Source organism: Lentzea rhizosphaerae, from assembly GCF_042649515.1.
Lineage (GTDB): Bacteria > Actinomycetota > Actinomycetes > Mycobacteriales > Pseudonocardiaceae > Lentzea > Lentzea aerocolonigenes.
This window is the reverse complement of sequence record NZ_JBHRZI010000011.1, coordinates 500,554-518,810: the sequence shown is the minus strand read 5'-3', so window position 1 is coordinate 518,810 and position 18,257 is coordinate 500,554. Positions and strand designations below refer to the sequence as shown.

Below are 18,257 nucleotides of genomic sequence, written 5' to 3'. Positions count from 1 at the left end.
GGCCCGTCAGGTCAGTCCTTCAGCTCGCAGATCACGGTGCCCTGCGTGATCGGGTCACCGGGAGCCGCCGCCAGACCCGTCACCGTGCCCGCCTTGTGCGCGGTCACCGGGTTCTCCATCTTCATGGCCTCCAGCACCACGATCAGGTCACCCGCCTCGACGGTCTGCCCGTCCTCGACGGCCACCTTGACGATCGTGCCCTGCATCGGCGCCGCCACCGCGTCACCCGAGACCGCGGCGGAACCACCACCCGCACGCTTCGCCTTGGGCTTCTTCACAGCCGCGGCGGGACGTCCGCCACCAACAGCCAGATCACCCGGCAGCGACACCTCGAGACGACGTCCGCCGACCTCGACCACCACGGTCTGGCGCGGCGTCTCGTCCTCGGAGGCCTCAGCCGAACCGGAGAACGGCGCGATCTGGTTGTCGAACTCGGTCTCGATCCACCGCGTGTGGACGGTGAAGCCCTCGGGCTTCTCGGCCGTGAACGCCGCGTCCCGCACGATCACGCGGTGGAACGGCAGCACGGTCGCCATGCCCTCCACGACCATCTCATCCAGCGCGCGCCGGGCGCGGGCGAGGGCCTCCTCGCGGTTCTCACCGGTCACGATCAGCTTGGCCAGCAACGAGTCGAACTGCCCGCCGATCACCGAACCCGACTCGACACCGGCGTCGACGCGCACGCCAGGACCGGACGGCGCCACGAACGACGTCACCGTGCCCGGTGCGGGCAGGAAGCCGCGGCCCGCGTCCTCGCCGTTGATGCGGAACTCGATGGAGTGCGCGCGCGGCGTCGGGTCTTCGAGGTGCTTGAGCTTCTCTCCGGCCGCGATGCGGAACTGCTCGCGCACCAGGTCGATGCCCGTGGTCTCCTCCGACACCGGGTGTTCGACCTGCAGGCGGGTGTTGACCTCCAGGAACGAGATCGACCCGTCGAGACCCACGAGGTACTCGACGGTGCCGGCGCCGTGGTACCCGGCCTCCAGGCAGATGGCCTTGGCGGACGAGTGGATCGTGGCGCGCTGCTCGTCGGTGAGGAACGGCGCGGGGGCCTCCTCGACCAGCTTCTGGTGGCGGCGCTGCAACGAGCAGTCGCGCGTGCCGACGACGATCACGTTGCCGTGCTGGTCGGCGAGGACCTGCGCCTCGACGTGCCGCGGCTTGTCCAGGTAGCGCTCGACGAAGCACTCGCCGCGGCCGAACGCCGTGACGGCCTCGCGGACCGCGCTGTCGAACAGTTCGGGGATCTCTTCCAGAGTGCGCGCGACCTTCAGGCCGCGACCGCCACCGCCGAACGCGGCCTTGATCGCGACGGGCAGCCCGTGCTCGGTGGCGAACGCGATGATCTCGTCCGGTCCGTTGACCGGGTCCTTGGTGCCGGGCACCAGCGGCGCGCCCGCACGCATCGCGATGTGCCGCGCGGTCACCTTGTCACCGAGGTCGCGGATCGCCTGCGGGGTCGGGCCGATCCAGATCAGGCCCGCGTCGATCACGGCCTGCGCGAAGTCGGCGTTCTCCGACAGGAAGCCGTAGCCGGGGTGCACGGAGTCCGCACCGGACTGCGCGGCGGCGTTCAGCACCTTCTCGAACGACAGGTAGCTCTCGCCGGGCGTGTTGCCGCCCAGGGCGAACGCCTCGTCGGCGAGCCGGACGAAGGGCGCGTCGCGGTCGGGATCGGCGTAGACGGCGACGCTCGTCAGACCGGCGTCACGGCAGGCGCGGATGACCCGGACGGCGATCTCACCGCGGTTGGCGATGAGGACCTTGCGCAGCGACACGGCGTCGTACCTCCTGCTGGACCGGCAATTACGGCTCTGGCTGGTGCCGCAGTCTACGGAAATCGGTGAACTCCGAGAGGGAGAGACGGCTCACTTCACACCCCATCCTGAGGCCATCCGCCACAATCGGCGACGTGGGTGGGTCCAGGTCTGTGCAGGTGGTCGCCGTCATCGCTGCCGTGGTCGTCGTCGCGGGGCTGACGTTCGCCTATTTCAAGCGCACGAACAACACCGATTCAGCGCAATCCGCCGGCGACGGGGGAATGCGCTGCGGTACCACCGTCTGCCAGGTCGTCATCGGCAAATCGGTCGGCAAGGACCTCGTCGAGCTGCTCGCCGGAACCGGCGGCGGACGGATCAGGGTGACCGGCGAGTCCGGTCCGTTCATCTTCGAGATGACCATCGCCGAGTCCGGCGCGACGGTGACCGGCGACTCACTGGAATGCACCGAGGCGCCGGTCAGCGTGTGCCTGGTGCGCGGGGACCGCGACGGCGAGGTGCTCGGCGAGGTGCTGGTCCGCAAGGACGGCACGTGGTCGCGCGTGCAGGCGGCCTACCTCGCGAGCGCCGGGTACATCGGGCTGCACGACGTCAACGAGGACGGCACGGCGGACATCGTCGCCGCGCAGCTCGCGTGCGACGGCAAGTGCAGGAACGCGTTCGTGCAGGTGTTCTCGGCGATCGGGCCGGACCTGGGCTGTACGGCGGCGGCACAGGAGCGGAACCAGCTCCCTGGCTGGCCCGCCCCTGTGCCGAAGATGTCCCAGCTGCGCCCCTGCGCGACGAACTAGGCGTTCACGAGGTCCTTCTCCGCCACGGCCGGCTCCTCGATCAGGTTCTCGCTGCGCGCCACCAGCACCGGCACGGTGATCTGGCCGGCCACGTTGGTCGCGGTGCGGATCATGTCGAGGATCGGGTCGATCGCGTAGACCACGGCCACACCGGTCGCGATCACCTGCGGCGGCAGGCCGACGACGCTCAGGGTCAGCGTGAGCATCGTGTACCAGCCGGTGGTTCCGGCGGTGGCCAGCGCACCGAACACGGCGACGACCACGATGCCGACGTACTGCCACACCGAGAGCTGGATGCCGAAGAGGTTCGCGATGAAGATCGTCGCGACGGCCGGGTAGACCGCGGCGCAGCCGTCCATCTTGGTCGTGGTGCCCAGCGGCACGGCGAAGTTCGCGTACTCCTGCGAGACGCCGAGGTCCGTCGCGGCCTTGCGGGACAACGGAAGCGTGGCGCCCGACGAACGCGACACGAAGGCGAACTGGATCGCCGTGCCCGCCTTGCGGAAGAACTCGAGCGGCGAGGTCTTGCCGACGAACTTCAGCAGGATCGGGTACACGACGAACAGCACCAGCAGCGTGCCGACGTACACCGCGAGGATCAACGAGAACAGCGGCCGCACGAACGAGTTGCCGTAGGACGCCACCGCGTTGCCGATGAGGCCGAAGATGCCGATCGGCGCCAGCAGGATGATCCAGCCGACGACCTTCTGCACGATGTCGAAGAACGAGCGGACCAGGTTCGTGAACGGCGCCGCCTTCTCGCCGAGCGCGTAGGCCGCGAAGCCGACGAGCACCGCGATGAACACGACCTGCAGCACCTCGCCCTCGGTGAAGGCGCTGAAGATGTTGGTGGGCACCAGGTTGTCGAGCAACGCCTGCCACGAGCCGGACGCGCGCTTGGCGAGCTTGTCGACCGCACCCGCGGCGGGCTCGATCTGCAGACCGGCGCCGGGCTTGACGATCGCGGCGACGGCGAGGCCGATCAGCACCGCGATGAACGACGTGATGGCGAACCACAGGAACGTCTTGCCGCCGAGCCGGGCGGCGGTGCGGCCGCCGCCGAGGTTCCGCAGCGACGCGATGCCGACGACGATCGCGGTGAACACGAGGGGGATCACGGTGAGCTGCAGCAGCGCCGTGAAGGTGGAACCGATCTTGGCGAGGACGGGCGCGAGCCACGTGCCCTTGCCGAGCCAGCCGGCGAGCGCGCCGAGGACGAGCGCGCCGAGCACGGTCAGGCCGAAGACCTTGGGCTTGCGGTATGTCTGGACGAACGACACTGGGACATCTCCGTTTGCAGGGATGAGTGAAAGGGGCCGGGAGCGGTCAGCTCCGACAGCCCGTGCTCGTCCTGCGGCCGTGGTCGATGTGCCTGCGGCGCGTCAAGTACTCGTTCATCGCACTGCCCCCAACGCGTGTGCTGAAGGCAGTCTTCCCTGATCAAGCCAAGTGTGACCAGCGCTACCAGAGTGTGGACGCGGAAACACCCACCTGGCCGAGCAGCCTTCGGGTGAGCGGCAGGCTGATGCCGATGACGGACGTGTGGTCGCCGTCGATGCCGTCGATGAACCAGCCGCCGAGCCCGTCGATCGTGAAGCCGCCCGCGACGTGAAGTGGCTCACCCGTCGCGATGTACGCCTCCAGCTCCTCGTCCGACGGCGTGCCGAACCGCACGGTCGTCGACTCGGCCGCGGAGGCGCGGTCGACCACGGCACCACCGGAGACCCGCAGCACGGTGTGCCCGGTGATCAGAACGCCGCTCTTGCCCGCGACCCGCCGCCACCGCTCCCGCGCGACCTCGGCCGTGCCGGGCTTGCCCACGAGTTCGCCCTCGAACAGCAGCATCGAGTCGCAGCCGACGACCACGCACTCGTCGTCGTGCTCGATCGCCTCCGCCTTCGCCGCGGACAGCGCGACGACGGTCTCCTCGGGCGTCGGGTTCTGCAGCGACGCGACCAGCGCGTCCTCGTCGACGCCGGAGACCCGGACGACGGGCTCGACGCCCGCGGACCGCAGGACGCTAAGACGGGCGGGAGACTGGGAGGCGAGGATCAGACGCACCAGCGGAGTGTTGCACGCCCGGCTGGAACGAGAACGCCGCGACCAGTCCGATCACCAGCGCGCCCAGCAGCGTGATCATCGCGGCCCTCGTGGCCGAGGTGAAGTCGCCGGAGCTCGCGAGCACGACCTGCAACACCGCCGCCGTCGCCGCGCTGCCGAGCACGTTCCCGAACTGACGCGAGGTGTTGTAGATGCCGGCGCCCGCGCCCATCAACGAGCCGTCCAGAGTCTTCGTCGAGATGTTCGTCAACGGCGCGTACACGAGCCCCATGCCGGTACCCGCCACGAGCAGACACGGCAGCAACGTCCACTGCGGCCCGTCGTGCAGGAGGAACGTCATCGCGCCGATGGCGAACCCGAGGAGGAGGAACCCGGTGATCGGCAGGTACTTCGCGTTCGCCCGGTTCGAGAGCCGTCCCGCGAAGATCGCCACCAGCCCGGACATCAGCGAGGCCGGTGCCGTGATCAGGCCGGCCATCAACGGCGTCAGCTTCGGGACCGTCTGCAGGAACAGCACCAGCGGCACGAAGAGCCCGGTCACCGTGAACCCGATGGTGACGTTCGCGATGTTGCCGAGCGAGAAGTTGCGGTTGCGGAAGATCCGCAACGGCAGCAGCGGCTCCGGGTTGCGCCTGCTCGCCTGCCACACCACGAACAGCGCGAGCACCACCACGCCTGCCGTGATGACGTGCCCGATCTGGATCGGTCCCACGACCCGGCCCCAGCCGAAGTGCTCGCCGTTCTGGATGCCGAACACGATCAGCCCGAGCCCGGCGCAGCACAGCACGACCCCGAGGAAGTCGAACCGGTGTGCCCGGCCCGTCTGCAGGTCCGGCACCCACAGCAGCAGCAACGTCAGCGCCACCACGCCCACCGGGATGTTGACGAAGAAGATCCACTGCCAGCCCAGGTGCGTCACCAGCACGCCGCCGAGCAGCGGCCCGGACACCGTCGCGAGCCCGGCCACCGAGCCCCAGATGCCCAGCGGGGCACCACGCTGGTCCGCGGGGAACAGGTGCGTGATGAACGCCATCGTCTGCGGCGTCATGGCCGCGGCGCCCACGCCCTGCACGACCCGCGCGGCGATGAGCGTCTCCGCGTCGCCCGAGAGCCCGCAGGCCAGCGACGCGAGCGTGAACAGCACGAGCCCGGCCAGGTAGAGGCGCTTCGGCCCGAACCTGTCGCCGAGCCTGCCCGTCAGCAGCAACGGCACGGCGAACGCGAGCAGATAGGCGCTGTTGACCCACATCACGTCGTTGAGCGACGCGTTCAGGCCTTTCTGCATCGAGGGCATCGCGACGTGCACGATCGTCAGGTCGAGCAACGTCATGAAGAAGCCGACGCAGAGCGCGGCGACCGCGCGCCAGCTGGCCCGGTCACCCGATTGCGTAGGACTACTGATGCGCGACCACCTCTTCCGTCGGCACTCTCGACAGAGTGAAGCGCTGGGTGCTTGTCCTCACCGAACGCGGTTCCGATCGCGAAGGCAAGCGCAGACGGATCGCGGCTCTGCTCGTCGTGCTCGGCGGCCTCATTGGATCGTGGGGCGTTGGAACCGTGCTCGCGAGCGACCCGATCGGCTACGGAGTGCCCGTCTGGCCGTTCGCCGACACCGTCGACCGCGCGGAGAACGCGCTGCTGACCCAGGTCGTCACGGCGGTGCGCGAGAACCTGCCGGTCAACCACGACGGCGTGCAGGTGCTGAAGAAGACCGACGCGTACGGCAGCGAGTTCTTCACCTTGAAGCTCCAGGTGGACGGCGAGACCCGCTGCCGTGAGCTCGTCGTGGGACCAGACGTCAACAGCCGCCGAGTCCCCTGCTCCTGATGGAACGCGGGGGCCCCGCGTTCCCCAAAAGGAAACGAAAGGCCCCCGCGTTACCGAAATCAGCCGGGGAAGCCGGAGGCGCGCCAGGCGCCGGGGCCGTGCTGCAAGGGGCGGCGGACGCGGCGGGCCGGGTTCGCCCACTCCGAGCGTTGCGCGGGCTTGTCCTCGACCGGGGCGGCCGCGGCCAGCCCGGCGATGACGGCGGTCAGCGCCGCCAGTTCGTGGTCGTCCGGGTCGCCCTTGACGACCCGGAGCAGTGGCTTTTCCTCCGGCGCGGTCACAGCGGGATGTTCCCGTGCTTCTTGGGCGGCAGCGTTTCCCGCTTGTCCCGCAGCATCGACAGCGCCCGCGCCACGTAACCGCGGGTGTACGACGGCGGGATCACCGAGTCCACGTACCCGCGCTCAGCGGCGACGTACGGGTTGCACAGCGTGTCCTCGTACTCCTGCTGCAACTGCGCGCGCAACGCGTCGACGTCCTCGCCGTTCGAAGCGGCGGCGGCCAGCGTCTTGCGGTGCACGATGTTCGCCGCACCCGAAGCACCCATGACGGCGATCTGCGCGGTCGGCCACGCCAGGTTGATGTCCGCGCCGAGGTGCTTGGAGCCCATGACGTCGTACGCGCCGCCGTACGCCTTGCGCGTGATGACGGTGACCAGCGGGACGGTGGCCTCGGCGTAGGCGTAGATCAGCTTGGCGCCGCGGCGGATGATGCCGTTCCACTCCTGGTCGGTGCCGGGCAGGAAGCCGGGCACGTCGACGAACGTCAGCACCGGGATGTTGAACGCGTCGCAGGTGCGCACGAACCGTGCGGCCTTCTCGGAGGCGTCGATGTCGAGGCAGCCCGCGAACTGCGTGGGCTGGTTCGCGACGACACCGACGCTGTGGCCGTCCACGCGGCCGAAGCCGACGAGGATGTTCGGCGCGAACAGCGGCTGGACCTCCAGGAAGTCGCCGTCGTCGAGCACGCGGTTGATGACCTCGTGCATGTCGTACGGCTGGTTCGCGGAGTCCGGGATGAGCGTGTCGAGCTCTTTGTCCTCGTCCGTGATGGAGTCCGAGATCGACCCCTCCGCCAGCGTGCCCTCGAACGTGGGCGCGTCGGAGAGGTTGTTCGACGGCAGGTAGCTCAGCAGCTCCTTGACGTACGCGATCGCGTCTTCCTCGTCGCTGCCGAGGTAGTGCGCGTTGCCGGACTTGGTGTTGTGCGTGCGACCGCCGCCGAGCTCCTCGAACGTCACGTCCTCACCGGTGACCGTCTTGATGACGTCCGGGCCGGTGATGAACATGTGCGAGGTCTGGTCGACCATCACCACGAAGTCCGTCAGGGCGGGCGAGTAGACGTGCCCGCCGGCGTTGGAGCCCATGATCAGCGAGATCTGCGGGATCACGCCGGACGCGCGGACGTTGCGGGTGAAGATCTCGCCGTAGAGGCCGAGCGAGACGACGCCCTCCTGGATGCGCGCGCCGCCGCCCTCGTTGATGCCGACGATCGGGCGCCCGGTCTTGATCGCCAGGTCCATGATCTTGACGATCTTCTCGCCGTAGACCTCGCCGAGCGAGCCGCCGAAGACCGTCACGTCCTGGGAGAACACGCAGACCGGACGGCCGTCGACGGTGCCGTAGCCGGTCACCACGCCGTCGCCGTACGGGCGGTTGCGCTCCTGGCCGAAGTTGGTGGAGCGGTGCCGCGCCAGCTCGTCCAGCTCGACGAACGAACCGGGGTCGAGCAGGAGGTCGATGCGCTCGCGGGCTGTCTTCTTGCCCTTCGCGTGCTGCTTTTCGACCGCGCGCGCCGACCCGGCGTGAACCGCCTCGTCGTTGCGCCGGTAGAGGTCAACGAGCTTGCCCGCGGTGGTGTGGACGTCTGGAGCGGCTGAGGCGTCGGTGGGGACGCGTCCAATCGGCTCGGTCGCACTGCTCATGGGCTCGCAGCCTAACGAGACCATTGCTGAACTGCCCCGTGCAGTTGTCCAGGTCACGGCAACCTGTTCGACATCTCTGATCGCACGTACTCTCTTCCGTTCCAATAGCCTGGCGCGATGACCTCCGCACTCGACGCTGAAGAGCTGCGTTCGCGGCTCGTCGCACCCAACGGCCCGTACGCCGCGCTCGACGTCGTGGCGAAGACCGCGTCCACGAACGCCGACCTCGCTTCCTCCGGCGGCGCGGACCGCACCGTGCTGATCGCGCTGGAGCAGACCGCGGGGCAGGGCCGTCGCGGCCGCACCTGGGCGTCACCCGAGGGCGGGCTGTACTGCAGTGTGCTGTTCCGGCCCGCCGGAGTGCCCGCCGCGCAGCTGCCGTGGCTGAACCTGATCGCCGGGCTCGCGCTGGTGCGTGTCGCCCGATCGGTTGGTGTTGAGGCCTCGCTGAAGTGGCCGAACGACCTGCTGCTCGGTGCCGGCGCGGGCAAGGGCGCCGGGATCCTGTCCGAGATCACCGCCGACGGCTCCGTCGTGGTGGGCATCGGCCTGAACGTGGCCGAGCTGCCGTCGGACGTGGAACCCGCGCCCGGTGGCCTCGCGCCGACCTCCCTCGAGGACCTGGACGCCACCGAACTGGACCGCGGTGAGCTCGCGTTCCGGCTGCTCGTCGAGCTGGCGCAGCTGGAGGGCGTGTGGCGCAAGAACGGTGGCGACGCGGTCGAGTCGGGTGTGCTGGAGGAGTACGTCGAGCACTCGTCGACCATCGGTCAGCGCGTGCGGGTCGAGTTGTCGGGCGGCCTGGAGATCCTCGGGGTGGCGCAGCGCGTCGAACCGGACGGCACGCTGGTCGTGCGCGGCGACGACGGCCGGAGCCACGGCGTGTCCGCTGGTGACGTGGTGCATTTGCGCCCGGCGTAGTTAGGGTTGGCCCATGGCCTATCCCGACGACCTGCTGAGCTCAGGCGAGCACGTCGTGATCCACAAGCACCCCCACTGGAAGATGCTGATCTTCCCGGTGTTCTGGCTGCTGGTGGTGGTCGCGCTCGGCACCTACCTGGCCGGCCTCGTCGTGGACCAGTCGTGGGCCAACATCGCGTGGATCGCGCTGGCGGTGATCGGCGTCGTGCTGATCCTGTGGCTGACGATCGCACCGGTGGTGCGCTGGCGCACGACGCACTTCATCATCACCTCGGACCGCGTGATGTACCGCGAGGGCGTGTTCAAGCGCACAGGACTCGACATCCCTTTGGCTCGTGTGAACAGCGTCCGCTTCGAGCACAGTCTGATGGACCGCGTGCTCGGCTGCGGCACGCTGATCATCGAGTCGGCCTCGGACGAGCCGCTCGAGTTCGACGACATCCCGTCCGTGGAGAAGGTGCACACGATGTTGTACCGAGAGGTCAACGACAACCCCGACGACGACTTCCACCCGAGGACGCTCGATGGGCGCGCGTGAGGCAGGCCTGCCCGACGTCGTGCCGTCCGGAACGCTCCCGTCGCGGGTGACCATCTGGGAGGTCGGTGCGCGGGACGGGCTGCAGAACGAGTCGGTCGTCGTGCCGGTGTCGGTGAAGCTGGAGTTCCTGGCGCGGTTGGCCGACGCCGGACTGTCCGTTTTGGAGGCAACGTCCTTCGTGCACCCCAAGTGGGTGCCGCAGCTGGCCGACGCGGCCGAGCTGTTGTCCGGTTTGGACGCTCGGCCCGGCGTTGTCTACCCCGTGCTGGTGCCCAACGAGCGTGGGCTGGACCGTGCGCTGGAGGCCGGGGTCACGCACATCGCGATCTTCGCTTCTGCCACCGAGACTTTTGCTTCGCGCAACCTGAACCGGACGCTGGACTCGCAGTTCGAGATGTTCGCGCCGACTGTTGCCCGTGCGTTGGACGCTGGGCTGGACGTGCGCGGGTACGTGTCGATGTGTTTCGGGGACCCGTGGGAGGGTCCGGTCGCTCGGTCGCAGGTTGTGGCTGTGGGGGAGCGGCTGCTGGAGATGGGCTGTTCGCAGCTGTCTCTGGGGGACACGATCGGGGTTGCCACGCCTGGTCAGGTCGAGTCGTTGTTGGAGGGGTTCCGGGACGTTTCTCGTCTTGCGGTGCACTTCCACGACACCTACGGGCAGGCGTTGTCCAACACGTTGGCTGCTTTGCGTTGTGGGGTCACGACTGTGGACTCCTCCGCTGGTGGGCTTGGTGGGTGTCCGTACGCGGAGTCGGCTACTGGGAACCTGGCTACTGAGGACCTTGTCTGGATGCTCGACGGGTTGGGGATCGAGACCGGGGTTGATCTGGACAAGCTGGTTGCTTGTTCGGTTTGGATGGCTGAGCAGTTGGGGCGGCCCAGTCCTTCTCGTGTGGTTCGGGCGTTGTCCAAGTGAAGGTTGTCGCGCTCGACGAGTCGACTTGGCCGCTGGCCGAGTCGCTCTTCGCGACGAGCAAGACGGTTTCCTGGTGTTTCTGCACGTGGTTCATGCAGACCAACGCTGAGATGGACCGCGGGGACAACCGCGAGGTGTTGCGGGCTCGGGTGGGGTCGCCGATCGGTCTGCTGGCGGTGTCCGATACCGGAGACGCTGTCGGGTGGGTGGCTGTTGCGCCTCGGGCGTCCTATTCGCGGTTGGCTCGGTCGAAGATCACCGCGCCCGTTTCCGGCGACATCTCCGGGGTTTGGTCCGTGACGTGCTTCTACGTGCGGCGGGATGTACGACGGCAGGGAGTCACCTCGTTGCTCCTCGATGCCGCCGTCGAGTACGCGGCGAAGGCGGGCGCGAAGTCGATCGAGGGGTATCCGATCGACACCGAGGGCAGGAAGCTGCAGGCGGGCGAGCTCTACCACGGGCGGCTGACGATGTTCCTCGACGCGGGCTTCGAGCTGGTCGAACGACGGGGAACGCGCAGGGCGCTCGTCAGCCGCGCGCTGTGAACATGCCCGTTGCTATGAACCTGTAGACCAGCTGGTCGCCACGGTGCGCCGTTCCCGCGAACTCCACCAGGCCCAGGGTCGGGCGGCTCTTCGACAGGCGGGCGCTCAGCACCTCGGCCGCGAAGGTGAGCTTGTCGCCTGCGTACACCGGGGCCAGCCAGGACAGTTCTCGGCCGCCTGGGGAGCCCTGGGAGGTGGAGTTGGCCAGGACTTCGTCCACCCAGCGGCGCATCCAGAGGGAGGCTGTGTACCAGCCCGAGGCGGACAAACCGCCGAAAATGCTGGTTCTGGCCGCTTCCTCGTCCAGGTGGAAGGGTTGCGGGTCGAACTTCTTCGCGAAGTCGATCATGTCGTCCCGGTCGACGATTACGTCGCCCAGCGGGATGATTCGGCCTGCGGGCAGATCCTCGAAGGCGATCACGCGTTGATCCTACGTAACTGAAACCGCTGGGAACCGATCTAAGGGCGACGGCGTCCAAGAGCCCGAGCCCAGGGCTATGCGTGTGTGAGGGGGACTCGGTGGACGACCACCGTGCGCAGGTCGAGGAGCTGCTGGCCGACTACCGGCGCAGTCGTGAGCAGCTGGCGTCTGTTCAGCGGGAGCTCGCTGCGGTTTCCGGGCGGGCCTCCAGTCCTGATGGGATGGTCACGGCGACTGTGGGGGCTGGCGGCAAGCTCGTGTCCCTGGAGCTTTCCGAGCTGGCCTATCGGAGGCATCGGCCTGAGCAGCTGGCCGAGTTGATCGTGCGGACTGTGGGGGCGGCTGCCGCTTCTGCTGCTGAGGGCACGTATCAGACGTTGAGCGCGGTGTTGCCTGCGGCGACCGATCCTGCGGCGCTGGTTGCGGGAACTGCCGACCTGCGGCCTGCCGAGTACGCGGTGGACGACACCGAGACCGTGGATTTGGGGCGGCAGCCTGTTCGTCGTCGTGTTGATGATGACGAGGACAACGAGCAACGGGAGAGCTGGCTCGACTCCGAGCTCATCGACAGGAGGGTGCGATGACCGGGTACAACGCCGACCTCGAGCGCTTGGACGCCGGGGCTCGTGAGTTGAAGGGGTTTGCCGGGCAGGCCACTGAGATCGCCGGGGCGCTCGATCGGGCGTTGGCCGGGTTCGGGGCCTGTTGGGGGGACGACGCTGTGGGGCGCAGTTTTGCCGCTTCGCACGAGAAGCCTTCCGGGGACGCGGCTGGGGCGTTGGCCGGGCTTGCGACCACGTTGGGGGACGTGGGCGACAAGCTCGCCGCCACTGCTGAGACGTACCGGCACGTCGAGGAGAGCAACTCGACCGCGATGAGAAGGTTGGACGGCTGACATGGGCATCGAGCTTCCCGTCGAACTCACCGAGGTCGCTGCCAAGGCCGGTGTTTCGTGGCCCAAGGCCGACGAGGACGCCATGCGTTCCAGTGCCGCCGCGTGGCGGGAGGCCGGGGACAAGATCAAGACGCTGGGGACCTCGTCCGACGGGGCTGCCGGGCGGGCGTTGGAAGGCGTGAGCGGGGCCACCGGTGACGCTGCGCGCGGGCGGTGGGCGAAGGTCGTGGCGCCCGACGGTGATCTGCAGCGGGCGGCTCGCGGGTGTCACGCTGCTGCCGACCGGCTCGATCACGCGGCTGCGCAGGTCGGTGCCGCCAAGGTCGAGATCGTGCGCGAGCTCGTGACGCTCGCCAAGAACAACGACGCCGCCACCGCTTCGGCGCAGGCGGGCAACCCCAACGCGTTGCTGGGGCTCGACACGTTGACGAAGGGCACCGCGGCCAACGTCGCGAACCTGCACAACACGCTGTCCTCCGCCATCCGGCTGGACAGCGGCGTGGACATGAGCCACGGCTCGCCGCCCGTCAACACCGCGCCCGGCGCGCACGGTCCCGGCGGTGGCGGAGGGCTGTTGTCCCCGGTGACGAACGTCGTCGGGGGTGTCGTGGAGACCGCCGCACCTGTCGTCGGTGCGGTCACCGCTCCGGTGAGTGCCGTGACGGCGCCTGTTGTCGGTGCGGTGAACGATGTCGCGGCGCCGGTGCTGAACGCGGCTGCTCCCGTGACCGCGCCCGCCGCTGCCGTGGTGCAGCCGGCGATGGAGCTCGTGGACGGGCCGTCCGACGGTTCTGCCCGTGGTGATGGCCAGAGCAAGGGCCTGCTTCCCGGTTTGGTGGACGGCAACAGTCCGGCCGATGGTGCCGGTCGCGGTGAAGGCGAGAGCAAGGGACTGCTCCCCGGCCTGATCGACGGCAACACGGGTGACGCCGGCCGCGGGGAAGGTCCTCCTGTCGGTCGCGGCGAGAACAAGGGCGTGCTCCCCGGCCTGGTGGCCGACACGGGCCAGGCCATCGGTCAGGCCGTCGGCCACGTGACGCAGGCGGTGCCGGAGGCGATCCCGAGCGTTCAGGGCACCCTCGGCCCGGTCGCCGAGGGCACGACGCAGGCCTCGGCCGCGGTGCTCGACCAGCCGTTGATCCGCGGCGGCGAGATGCCCGGCCAGCCCGCAGCCGCCGTTGGGCAGGGCGCGACGCCCGCCGCACCCGCGGCGCAGCCGGGTCCGGCGACGGGCAGCCCGCTCGGTGGCGGCGGCCCGGTCGGTGGTCCGGTGGGAGGCGCGGTCGGCGCTGCCGTGGGTGGTGTCGCGTCGGCGGGTCCCGCGTCGGCCGGTCATGTCGGTGCGGTGGTCGGGCAGCAGGGTGGCGCTCAGGCGGCGGCCCAGCAGGCCCAGGCCGCTCAGGCTGCTCAGGCCGCCCAGCAGGGACAGCAGGGGGCCAAGGCCGGTGACGCCAAGGCCCCGGAGGCCAGGGCTGTGGACGCGAAGGCCGTGGACGCGAAGGCGGCGGAGGCCAAGGTCGGCGAGGCCAAGGCGGGTGCGCAGGCGGTGGCGTCCAAGACCGGAGGGCTCGGCGCGGGTCAGGCCGTGGGCGTTCAGGCCGGCAGCCAGGTCTCCGGCCAGAGCCAGGCCGGCAACCAGGGGCCGAGTCAGGGGCAGTCCGGAAGCCAGACGTCCGGGCAGGCCCCGGCGGGTGGCAAGGACGCGCTCGCGAAGGACGCCGCCAAGGACGCATTGCTCAAGGACGCGGAATTCGGCGACGGCGCGATCGAGGCTGCCGCTCCCGGCGGTCAGAAGGTCGGCGAGACCATCGCCGCTCCGGCTGCTCCGGTGGCTGGGGTGGATCTCGGCGCCGCACCACGGCCGGGCGCGGACCTCGGCGCTCCGCTGGCGTCCGTCGACCTCGGCGGCCACCACACCTCGGGCTCCCTCACCGACCGCCTCGAGAGCAACCGCGACCAGGCCCACGCCCTCGCGAACCCCGATCTCGTCGGCGACATCGCCCGGCACGCCTACACGGCGGTCGCGGCCGGGAGCTGGTTCATGGCCATCTTCCTGTCCACCGGCCAGGCACCCCGCCTCGCCCCGAAGCCCGCCCGCCAGCTGCCCCCGCCCCCGCAGGAGCCGGAGCAGCAGGTGCCGACCTTCGCCCCGAACGACCACCCGCAGGCGGACCTGGTCGACGTCTCCTCCACGCAGGCGGCGGACACGACCGACGGCCTCGGCAAGGACCACCCGGTCGTGCAGGAGCTGTTGAAGGACTACGACACGCTCGCCGGCATGCACGAACGCGACTGGGAGAGCCTCTTCCAGAACGAGGACGGCACGCCGCGCTGGCCGGTCGAACGCGAGGGCGGCTACGAGGACAGCCGGCCCGAGGTCCTGAAGGCCGGCGCCGAGCTCGACAGGTTCGGCACGACCGAGGGACGTGTGCTGAGCACGGCGGGCACGCCCTTCAAGGAACGGTCGCTGCCGCCGGGCGCGGCCGAGGAGGGCTACCGCAGGTACCGCGTCACGAAGGACCTGCCGGTTCACCGCACGATCAGCGCGCCCTGGTTCGGCCAGCCCGGTGGCGGGGCCCGCTACCGCACCACCTACCCCGTCGCGGACCTCGTCGCGCTCGGCTACCTCACGGAGATCACCGCATGAACGTCGAGTCGCTGCCCGAGTGGCTGACCAGGATCGGCGTGCCGGACGACGTCGTCAGCATCGGTGAGGAGGCGGAGGGGCGCTGGTGCCTCCTCACCGACGAGACGGGTCACGAGGTGTTCTGGCAGGAGCAGGGGAACCGCTACGACTGGGCCCGGTTCGACGACGAGAGCGTGGCGTGCCACTACCTCTTCGGCCGGCTCGCCTGGGCTCAGGTCGCGCGCGGATCCCTCACCGTGCCAACAGTTTGAGCGCGGCCTCGTGCAGGTGGCCGTTCGACGTCAGCACGCTGCCGCCGTCGTAGCGCTCCTCACCGTCCAGTGAGGTGAAACGGCCACCTGCCTCGGTCACGAGCACCTGGAACGGGGCGATGTCCCACGGGTTCGCCACGCACTCCGGCGCGAGATCGATCGCGCCTTCTGCGACCAGGCAGTGCTGGTAGAAGTCGCCGAACGCGCGGCTCTCCCAGGTCGCGTCCACCAACCGCAGATACGCCTCACGTGAGTGGTACTCCACCCACGACTTGATGTCCGTCGTCGACACGTACGCGTCCTCGAGAGAGCGCACGCCGGATACGGAGATCGCGCGCTCACCGGAAGCGTCCGACATGAACGCGCCGCCACCCGCCGCCGCCCACCAGCGGCGGCCCAGCGCGGGTGCCGACACGACACCGACCACCGGCGTGCCGTCCACGACCAGGGCGATCAGCGACGCCCAGATCGGCACGCCGCGCAGGAAGTTCTTGGTGCCGTCGATCGGGTCGAGCACCCAGACGCGGGAGGCGTCCAGGGTGCCGCCGCGTTCCTCGCCCATCACGACGTCGTCGGGGCGTTCGGTTGCCAGCACGGCCCGGACGGCGTCCTCGACCGCGACGTCGGCATCGGTGACGGGCGTGCGGTCCGGCTTGCGCTCGACAGCGAGGTCGTGGGCGCGGAAGCGGGCCGCGGTGATCGCGTCGGCGGCGTCGGCGAGGCGGAGGGCGAGTTCGAGATCAGCATCGTGGCGTGACACGCGGCGATCGTTCCACGAATACGCTGTGGCCGTGAGCGTGGTCTTGTTGGCCGAGGACGATCCGGCCATCGCGGAACCTCTCTCCCGCGCGTTGACGCGGGAGGGCTATTCAGTGCAGGTCGTGGGGGACGGGCCGAGTGCGTTCGAAGCCGCCATCGCCGGGGGCATCGACCTGCTGGTGCTGGATCTCGGACTGCCGGGCATGGACGGACTGGAGGTGTGCCGCAGACTCCGTCAGAACGGCAGGGGCATACCTGTCCTGATGCTCACGGCCCGCGCGGACGAGGTCGACTTCGTGGTCGGGCTCGACGCGGGTGCGGACGACTACGTCGCCAAGCCGTTTCGCCTCGCCGAGCTGATGGCGCGCATCCGGGCCCTGCTGCGCCGCCGCGCACCCGGAACGCTGGAGGTCAACGGCGTGCGCGTCGACCTGGCCGCCCGTCGTGTCACGGTCGACGGCGGTGAGATCCAGCTCGCGAACAAGGAGTTCGAGCTGCTCAAGGTGCTGATCCAGCGCGCGGGACAGGTCGTGAGCCGCGACGAGATCCTCTCCGAGGTGTGGAACGACCCGGACCTCAAGGGCAGCAAGACGCTCGACATGCACATGTCGTGGCTGCGCCGGAAGCTCGGTGACGGCACGCCCAACTCGGCCGAGCGCCGCATCGCGACCGTGCGCGGCCGCGGTTTCCGCTTCAACGCAGACTGATGCGCCGCCGGATCCTGCGGGCGATCCTGCTCGCCGTCGCCGTCACGGGTTTCGTGCTCGGCATTCCGCTCGGCTACTCCGCCCTGACGCTCGTCGAGGACAACGCCCGCGGCGCCCTCACCGAAAGCACGCAGCGCATCGCGACGGCCCTCGACGACCAGCTCGCCAGCAGGCAGAGCATCGACATCGAGGCGGTCAAGTTCGCCATACCGACCGACGGCCGCCTCACCGTGACCTCCGGTGGCACCACCAGCGTCACCGGTCCCTCACCCGGCGCCGATCCGCTCAGCGCGGAACTGCCGATCGCTCAGCAGGGCACCGTGCGGCTGGAGATCCCGTCCGGCCCGATGCACACCACCCAGGCCCAGGTCGCGGGCCTGGTCCTGCTCCTGCTCGCAGTGTCCGTGGGCACCGGCACGGTCGTGGCGCTGGTGACCGCGCAAACGCTTGCCCGCCCGCTCGGTCACGTGGCCGCCCGCGCGTCCCGCCTGGGCGCCGGTGACTTCCGCGCCGATGAGCAGCGCTACAACATCGAGGAACTGGATGCGGTCTCCGAGGCGCTCGACACCTCGGCGACGGCGCTGGCCCGGCTCGTCCAACGCGAACGGGAGCTCGTCGGCGACGTCTCCCACCAGCTGCGCAGCCGCCTGACCGCCCTCCAGCTGCGTCTCGAAGCCCTGGCTGAACACCCGGAACCCGACACCGCGACCGAAGCCCGCGCGGCCCTCGAACAGGCCGAACGCCTGGCCGCGGTGCTGGACGAACTGCTCGCCGCCGCTCGCGCGGCCCGAGCCGTCGGCGCGGAACCGGTCGAGCTGCGTCCCGCGCTGAACGCCATCGCCGAGGAGTGGCGCGAGCAGGTGAAGAGCCAGGGCCGGGCGCTGCGGGTCCGCGTCCCGGACGGCCTGCTCGCCCGCGTCACGCCCGCGCGCCTGCGCGAGGCCATCGGTGTGCTGCTGGACAACGCCCTGCGCCACGGCGAGGGCTCTGTCGTGTTGTCGGCGCGCAGCGAGGAGGGCACGGTCGTCGTCGAGGTGAGCGACGGCGGTTCCGGCGTGCCCGACGAGCTCGCGGCGCACATCTTCGAGCGCGGCGTCTCCGGTGGCGGCTCGACAGGCGTGGGACTGGCACTCGCACGGGCGCTGGTCGACGCGGACGGCGGGCGGCTGGAGCTGTCGACGGCCCGCCCGGCGACGTTCGCGGTGTTCCTGCCGGTGCCGAAGGCTCAGGACGTGGTCGGCATCCCGTGGAAGGCGCCGAGCACGCCGCGCTGAGC

At 69.8% G+C, this 18,257-nt stretch carries 20 protein-coding genes; 12 read left to right on the top strand and 8 right to left on the bottom strand.

The genetic code is table 11. The features are described from left to right. Nucleotides 1-11: 11 nt before the first annotated feature. Nucleotides 12-1,778 carry an acetyl/propionyl/methylcrotonyl-CoA carboxylase subunit alpha gene (locus tag ACFOWZ_RS09835; protein ID WP_382371322.1) on the bottom strand — a complete coding sequence of 589 codons (1,767 nt, stop codon included), beginning with the start codon at nt 1,776-1,778 and terminating at the stop codon, nt 12-14. Nucleotides 1,779-1,912: 134 nt separating this feature from the next. On the opposite strand from ACFOWZ_RS09835, the gene ACFOWZ_RS09830 reads away from it, so the two are divergent. Further along, entirely contained in the window at nt 1,913-2,569 is a 657-nt protein-coding gene (locus ACFOWZ_RS09830; RefSeq protein ID WP_382371320.1) for a hypothetical protein, read from the top strand. Here the strand turns inward: ACFOWZ_RS09830 and ACFOWZ_RS09825 are convergent. The 3 genes from ACFOWZ_RS09825 to ACFOWZ_RS09815 form a co-directional block, all read right to left on the bottom strand. Next, a complete protein-coding gene (locus ACFOWZ_RS09825) occupies nt 2,566-3,849 on the bottom strand; it encodes a dicarboxylate/amino acid:cation symporter (RefSeq protein ID WP_382371318.1) in 1,284 nt (427 codons plus the stop codon). The two genes, ACFOWZ_RS09830 and ACFOWZ_RS09825, sit on opposite strands and share 4 nt — an antisense overlap. Before the next feature lie 181 nt (nt 3,850-4,030). Continuing rightward, nucleotides 4,031-4,630, bottom strand: a complete 600-nt coding sequence (locus ACFOWZ_RS09820; protein WP_382371316.1) for a Maf family protein — start codon at nt 4,628-4,630, stop codon at nt 4,031-4,033. Continuing rightward, entirely contained in the window at nt 4,590-6,032 is a 1,443-nt protein-coding gene (locus ACFOWZ_RS09815) for a DHA2 family efflux MFS transporter permease subunit (RefSeq protein ID WP_382372625.1), read from the bottom strand. Before ACFOWZ_RS09815 ends, ACFOWZ_RS09820 begins: the two co-directional genes overlap by 41 nt. Before the next feature lie 35 nt (nt 6,033-6,067). Between ACFOWZ_RS09815 and ACFOWZ_RS09810 the strand changes: the two genes are divergently transcribed. Further along, nucleotides 6,068-6,457, top strand: a complete 390-nt coding sequence (locus tag ACFOWZ_RS09810) for a hypothetical protein (protein WP_382371314.1) — start codon at nt 6,068-6,070, stop codon at nt 6,455-6,457. Nucleotides 6,458-6,516: 59 nt separating this feature from the next. Here ACFOWZ_RS09810 and ACFOWZ_RS09805 read toward each other — a convergent pair whose 3' ends face one another. Both ACFOWZ_RS09805 and ACFOWZ_RS09800 read right to left on the bottom strand, forming a co-directional pair. Continuing rightward, nucleotides 6,517-6,738 (bottom strand): acyl-CoA carboxylase subunit epsilon, encoded by a 222-nt coding sequence (locus tag ACFOWZ_RS09805; protein WP_382371312.1) that lies wholly within the window; start codon nt 6,736-6,738, stop codon nt 6,517-6,519. Then, nucleotides 6,735-8,381, bottom strand: a complete 1,647-nt coding sequence (locus tag ACFOWZ_RS09800) for an acyl-CoA carboxylase subunit beta (RefSeq protein WP_382371310.1) — start codon at nt 8,379-8,381, stop codon at nt 6,735-6,737. The genes ACFOWZ_RS09805 and ACFOWZ_RS09800 overlap by 4 nt, the downstream gene beginning before the upstream one ends. A 117-nt stretch (nt 8,382-8,498) precedes the next feature. Between ACFOWZ_RS09800 and ACFOWZ_RS09795 the strand changes: the two genes are divergently transcribed. Genes ACFOWZ_RS09795 through ACFOWZ_RS09780 form a run of 4 tightly spaced genes read left to right on the top strand, consistent with a single transcriptional unit; the run spans nt 8,499 to nt 11,301 of the window. Beyond that, nucleotides 8,499-9,302 (top strand): biotin--[acetyl-CoA-carboxylase] ligase, encoded by an 804-nt coding sequence (locus ACFOWZ_RS09795; RefSeq protein ID WP_382371308.1) that lies wholly within the window; start codon nt 8,499-8,501, stop codon nt 9,300-9,302. Nucleotides 9,303-9,315: 13 nt separating this feature from the next. Further along, nucleotides 9,316-9,840 (top strand): PH domain-containing protein, encoded by a 525-nt coding sequence (locus tag ACFOWZ_RS09790; protein WP_382371306.1) that lies wholly within the window; start codon nt 9,316-9,318, stop codon nt 9,838-9,840. Next, nucleotides 9,827-10,756, top strand: a complete 930-nt coding sequence (locus ACFOWZ_RS09785; protein ID WP_382371304.1) for a hydroxymethylglutaryl-CoA lyase — start codon at nt 9,827-9,829, stop codon at nt 10,754-10,756. The genes ACFOWZ_RS09790 and ACFOWZ_RS09785 overlap by 14 nt, the downstream gene beginning before the upstream one ends. Then, complete coding sequence (locus ACFOWZ_RS09780) at nt 10,753-11,301, top strand: GNAT family N-acetyltransferase (RefSeq protein WP_382371302.1); 549 nt, start codon at nt 10,753-10,755, stop codon at nt 11,299-11,301. The genes ACFOWZ_RS09785 and ACFOWZ_RS09780 overlap by 4 nt, the downstream gene beginning before the upstream one ends. Here ACFOWZ_RS09780 and ACFOWZ_RS09775 read toward each other — a convergent pair. Beyond that, a complete protein-coding gene (locus tag ACFOWZ_RS09775) occupies nt 11,285-11,722 on the bottom strand; it encodes a MaoC family dehydratase (protein WP_382371300.1) in 438 nt (145 codons plus the stop codon). The two genes, ACFOWZ_RS09780 and ACFOWZ_RS09775, sit on opposite strands and share 17 nt — an antisense overlap. Before the next feature lie 98 nt (nt 11,723-11,820). Between ACFOWZ_RS09775 and ACFOWZ_RS09770 the strand changes: the two genes are divergently transcribed. The 4 genes from ACFOWZ_RS09770 to ACFOWZ_RS09755 are packed head-to-tail and all read left to right on the top strand — an operon-like array spanning nt 11,821 to nt 15,515. Continuing rightward, complete coding sequence (locus ACFOWZ_RS09770) at nt 11,821-12,306, top strand: YbaB/EbfC family nucleoid-associated protein (protein WP_382371298.1); 486 nt, start codon at nt 11,821-11,823, stop codon at nt 12,304-12,306. Continuing rightward, a complete protein-coding gene (locus tag ACFOWZ_RS09765; RefSeq protein WP_382371296.1) occupies nt 12,303-12,617 on the top strand; it encodes a hypothetical protein in 315 nt (104 codons plus the stop codon). The genes ACFOWZ_RS09770 and ACFOWZ_RS09765 overlap by 4 nt, the downstream gene beginning before the upstream one ends. Before the next feature lies 1 nt (nt 12,618). Further along, the gene (locus ACFOWZ_RS09760; RefSeq protein WP_382371294.1) at nt 12,619-15,264 is read left to right on the top strand and encodes a TNT domain-containing protein; all 2,646 of its coding nucleotides are present in this window, start codon (nt 12,619-12,621) and stop codon (nt 15,262-15,264) included. After that, on the top strand, nt 15,261-15,515 hold the full coding sequence (locus ACFOWZ_RS09755) for a hypothetical protein (RefSeq protein ID WP_382371292.1): 255 nt from the start codon (nt 15,261-15,263) through the stop codon (nt 15,513-15,515). The genes ACFOWZ_RS09760 and ACFOWZ_RS09755 overlap by 4 nt, the downstream gene beginning before the upstream one ends. Here the strand turns inward: ACFOWZ_RS09755 and hisN are convergent. Then, nucleotides 15,496-16,275 (bottom strand): histidinol-phosphatase, encoded by a 780-nt coding sequence (hisN, locus tag ACFOWZ_RS09750; RefSeq protein ID WP_382371290.1) that lies wholly within the window; start codon nt 16,273-16,275, stop codon nt 15,496-15,498. The two genes, ACFOWZ_RS09755 and hisN, sit on opposite strands and share 20 nt — an antisense overlap. 31 nt (nt 16,276-16,306) lie before the next feature. On the opposite strand from hisN, the gene ACFOWZ_RS09745 reads away from it, so the two are divergent. Both ACFOWZ_RS09745 and ACFOWZ_RS09740 read left to right on the top strand, forming a co-directional pair. Continuing rightward, complete coding sequence (locus tag ACFOWZ_RS09745) at nt 16,307-16,981, top strand: response regulator transcription factor (RefSeq protein ID WP_382371288.1); 675 nt, start codon at nt 16,307-16,309, stop codon at nt 16,979-16,981. Beyond that, on the top strand, nt 16,981-18,255 hold the full coding sequence (locus ACFOWZ_RS09740; protein WP_382371286.1) for an ATP-binding protein: 1,275 nt from the start codon (nt 16,981-16,983) through the stop codon (nt 18,253-18,255). The genes ACFOWZ_RS09745 and ACFOWZ_RS09740 overlap by 1 nt, the downstream gene beginning before the upstream one ends. The last annotated feature ends 2 nt before the right edge of the window (nt 18,256-18,257 follow it).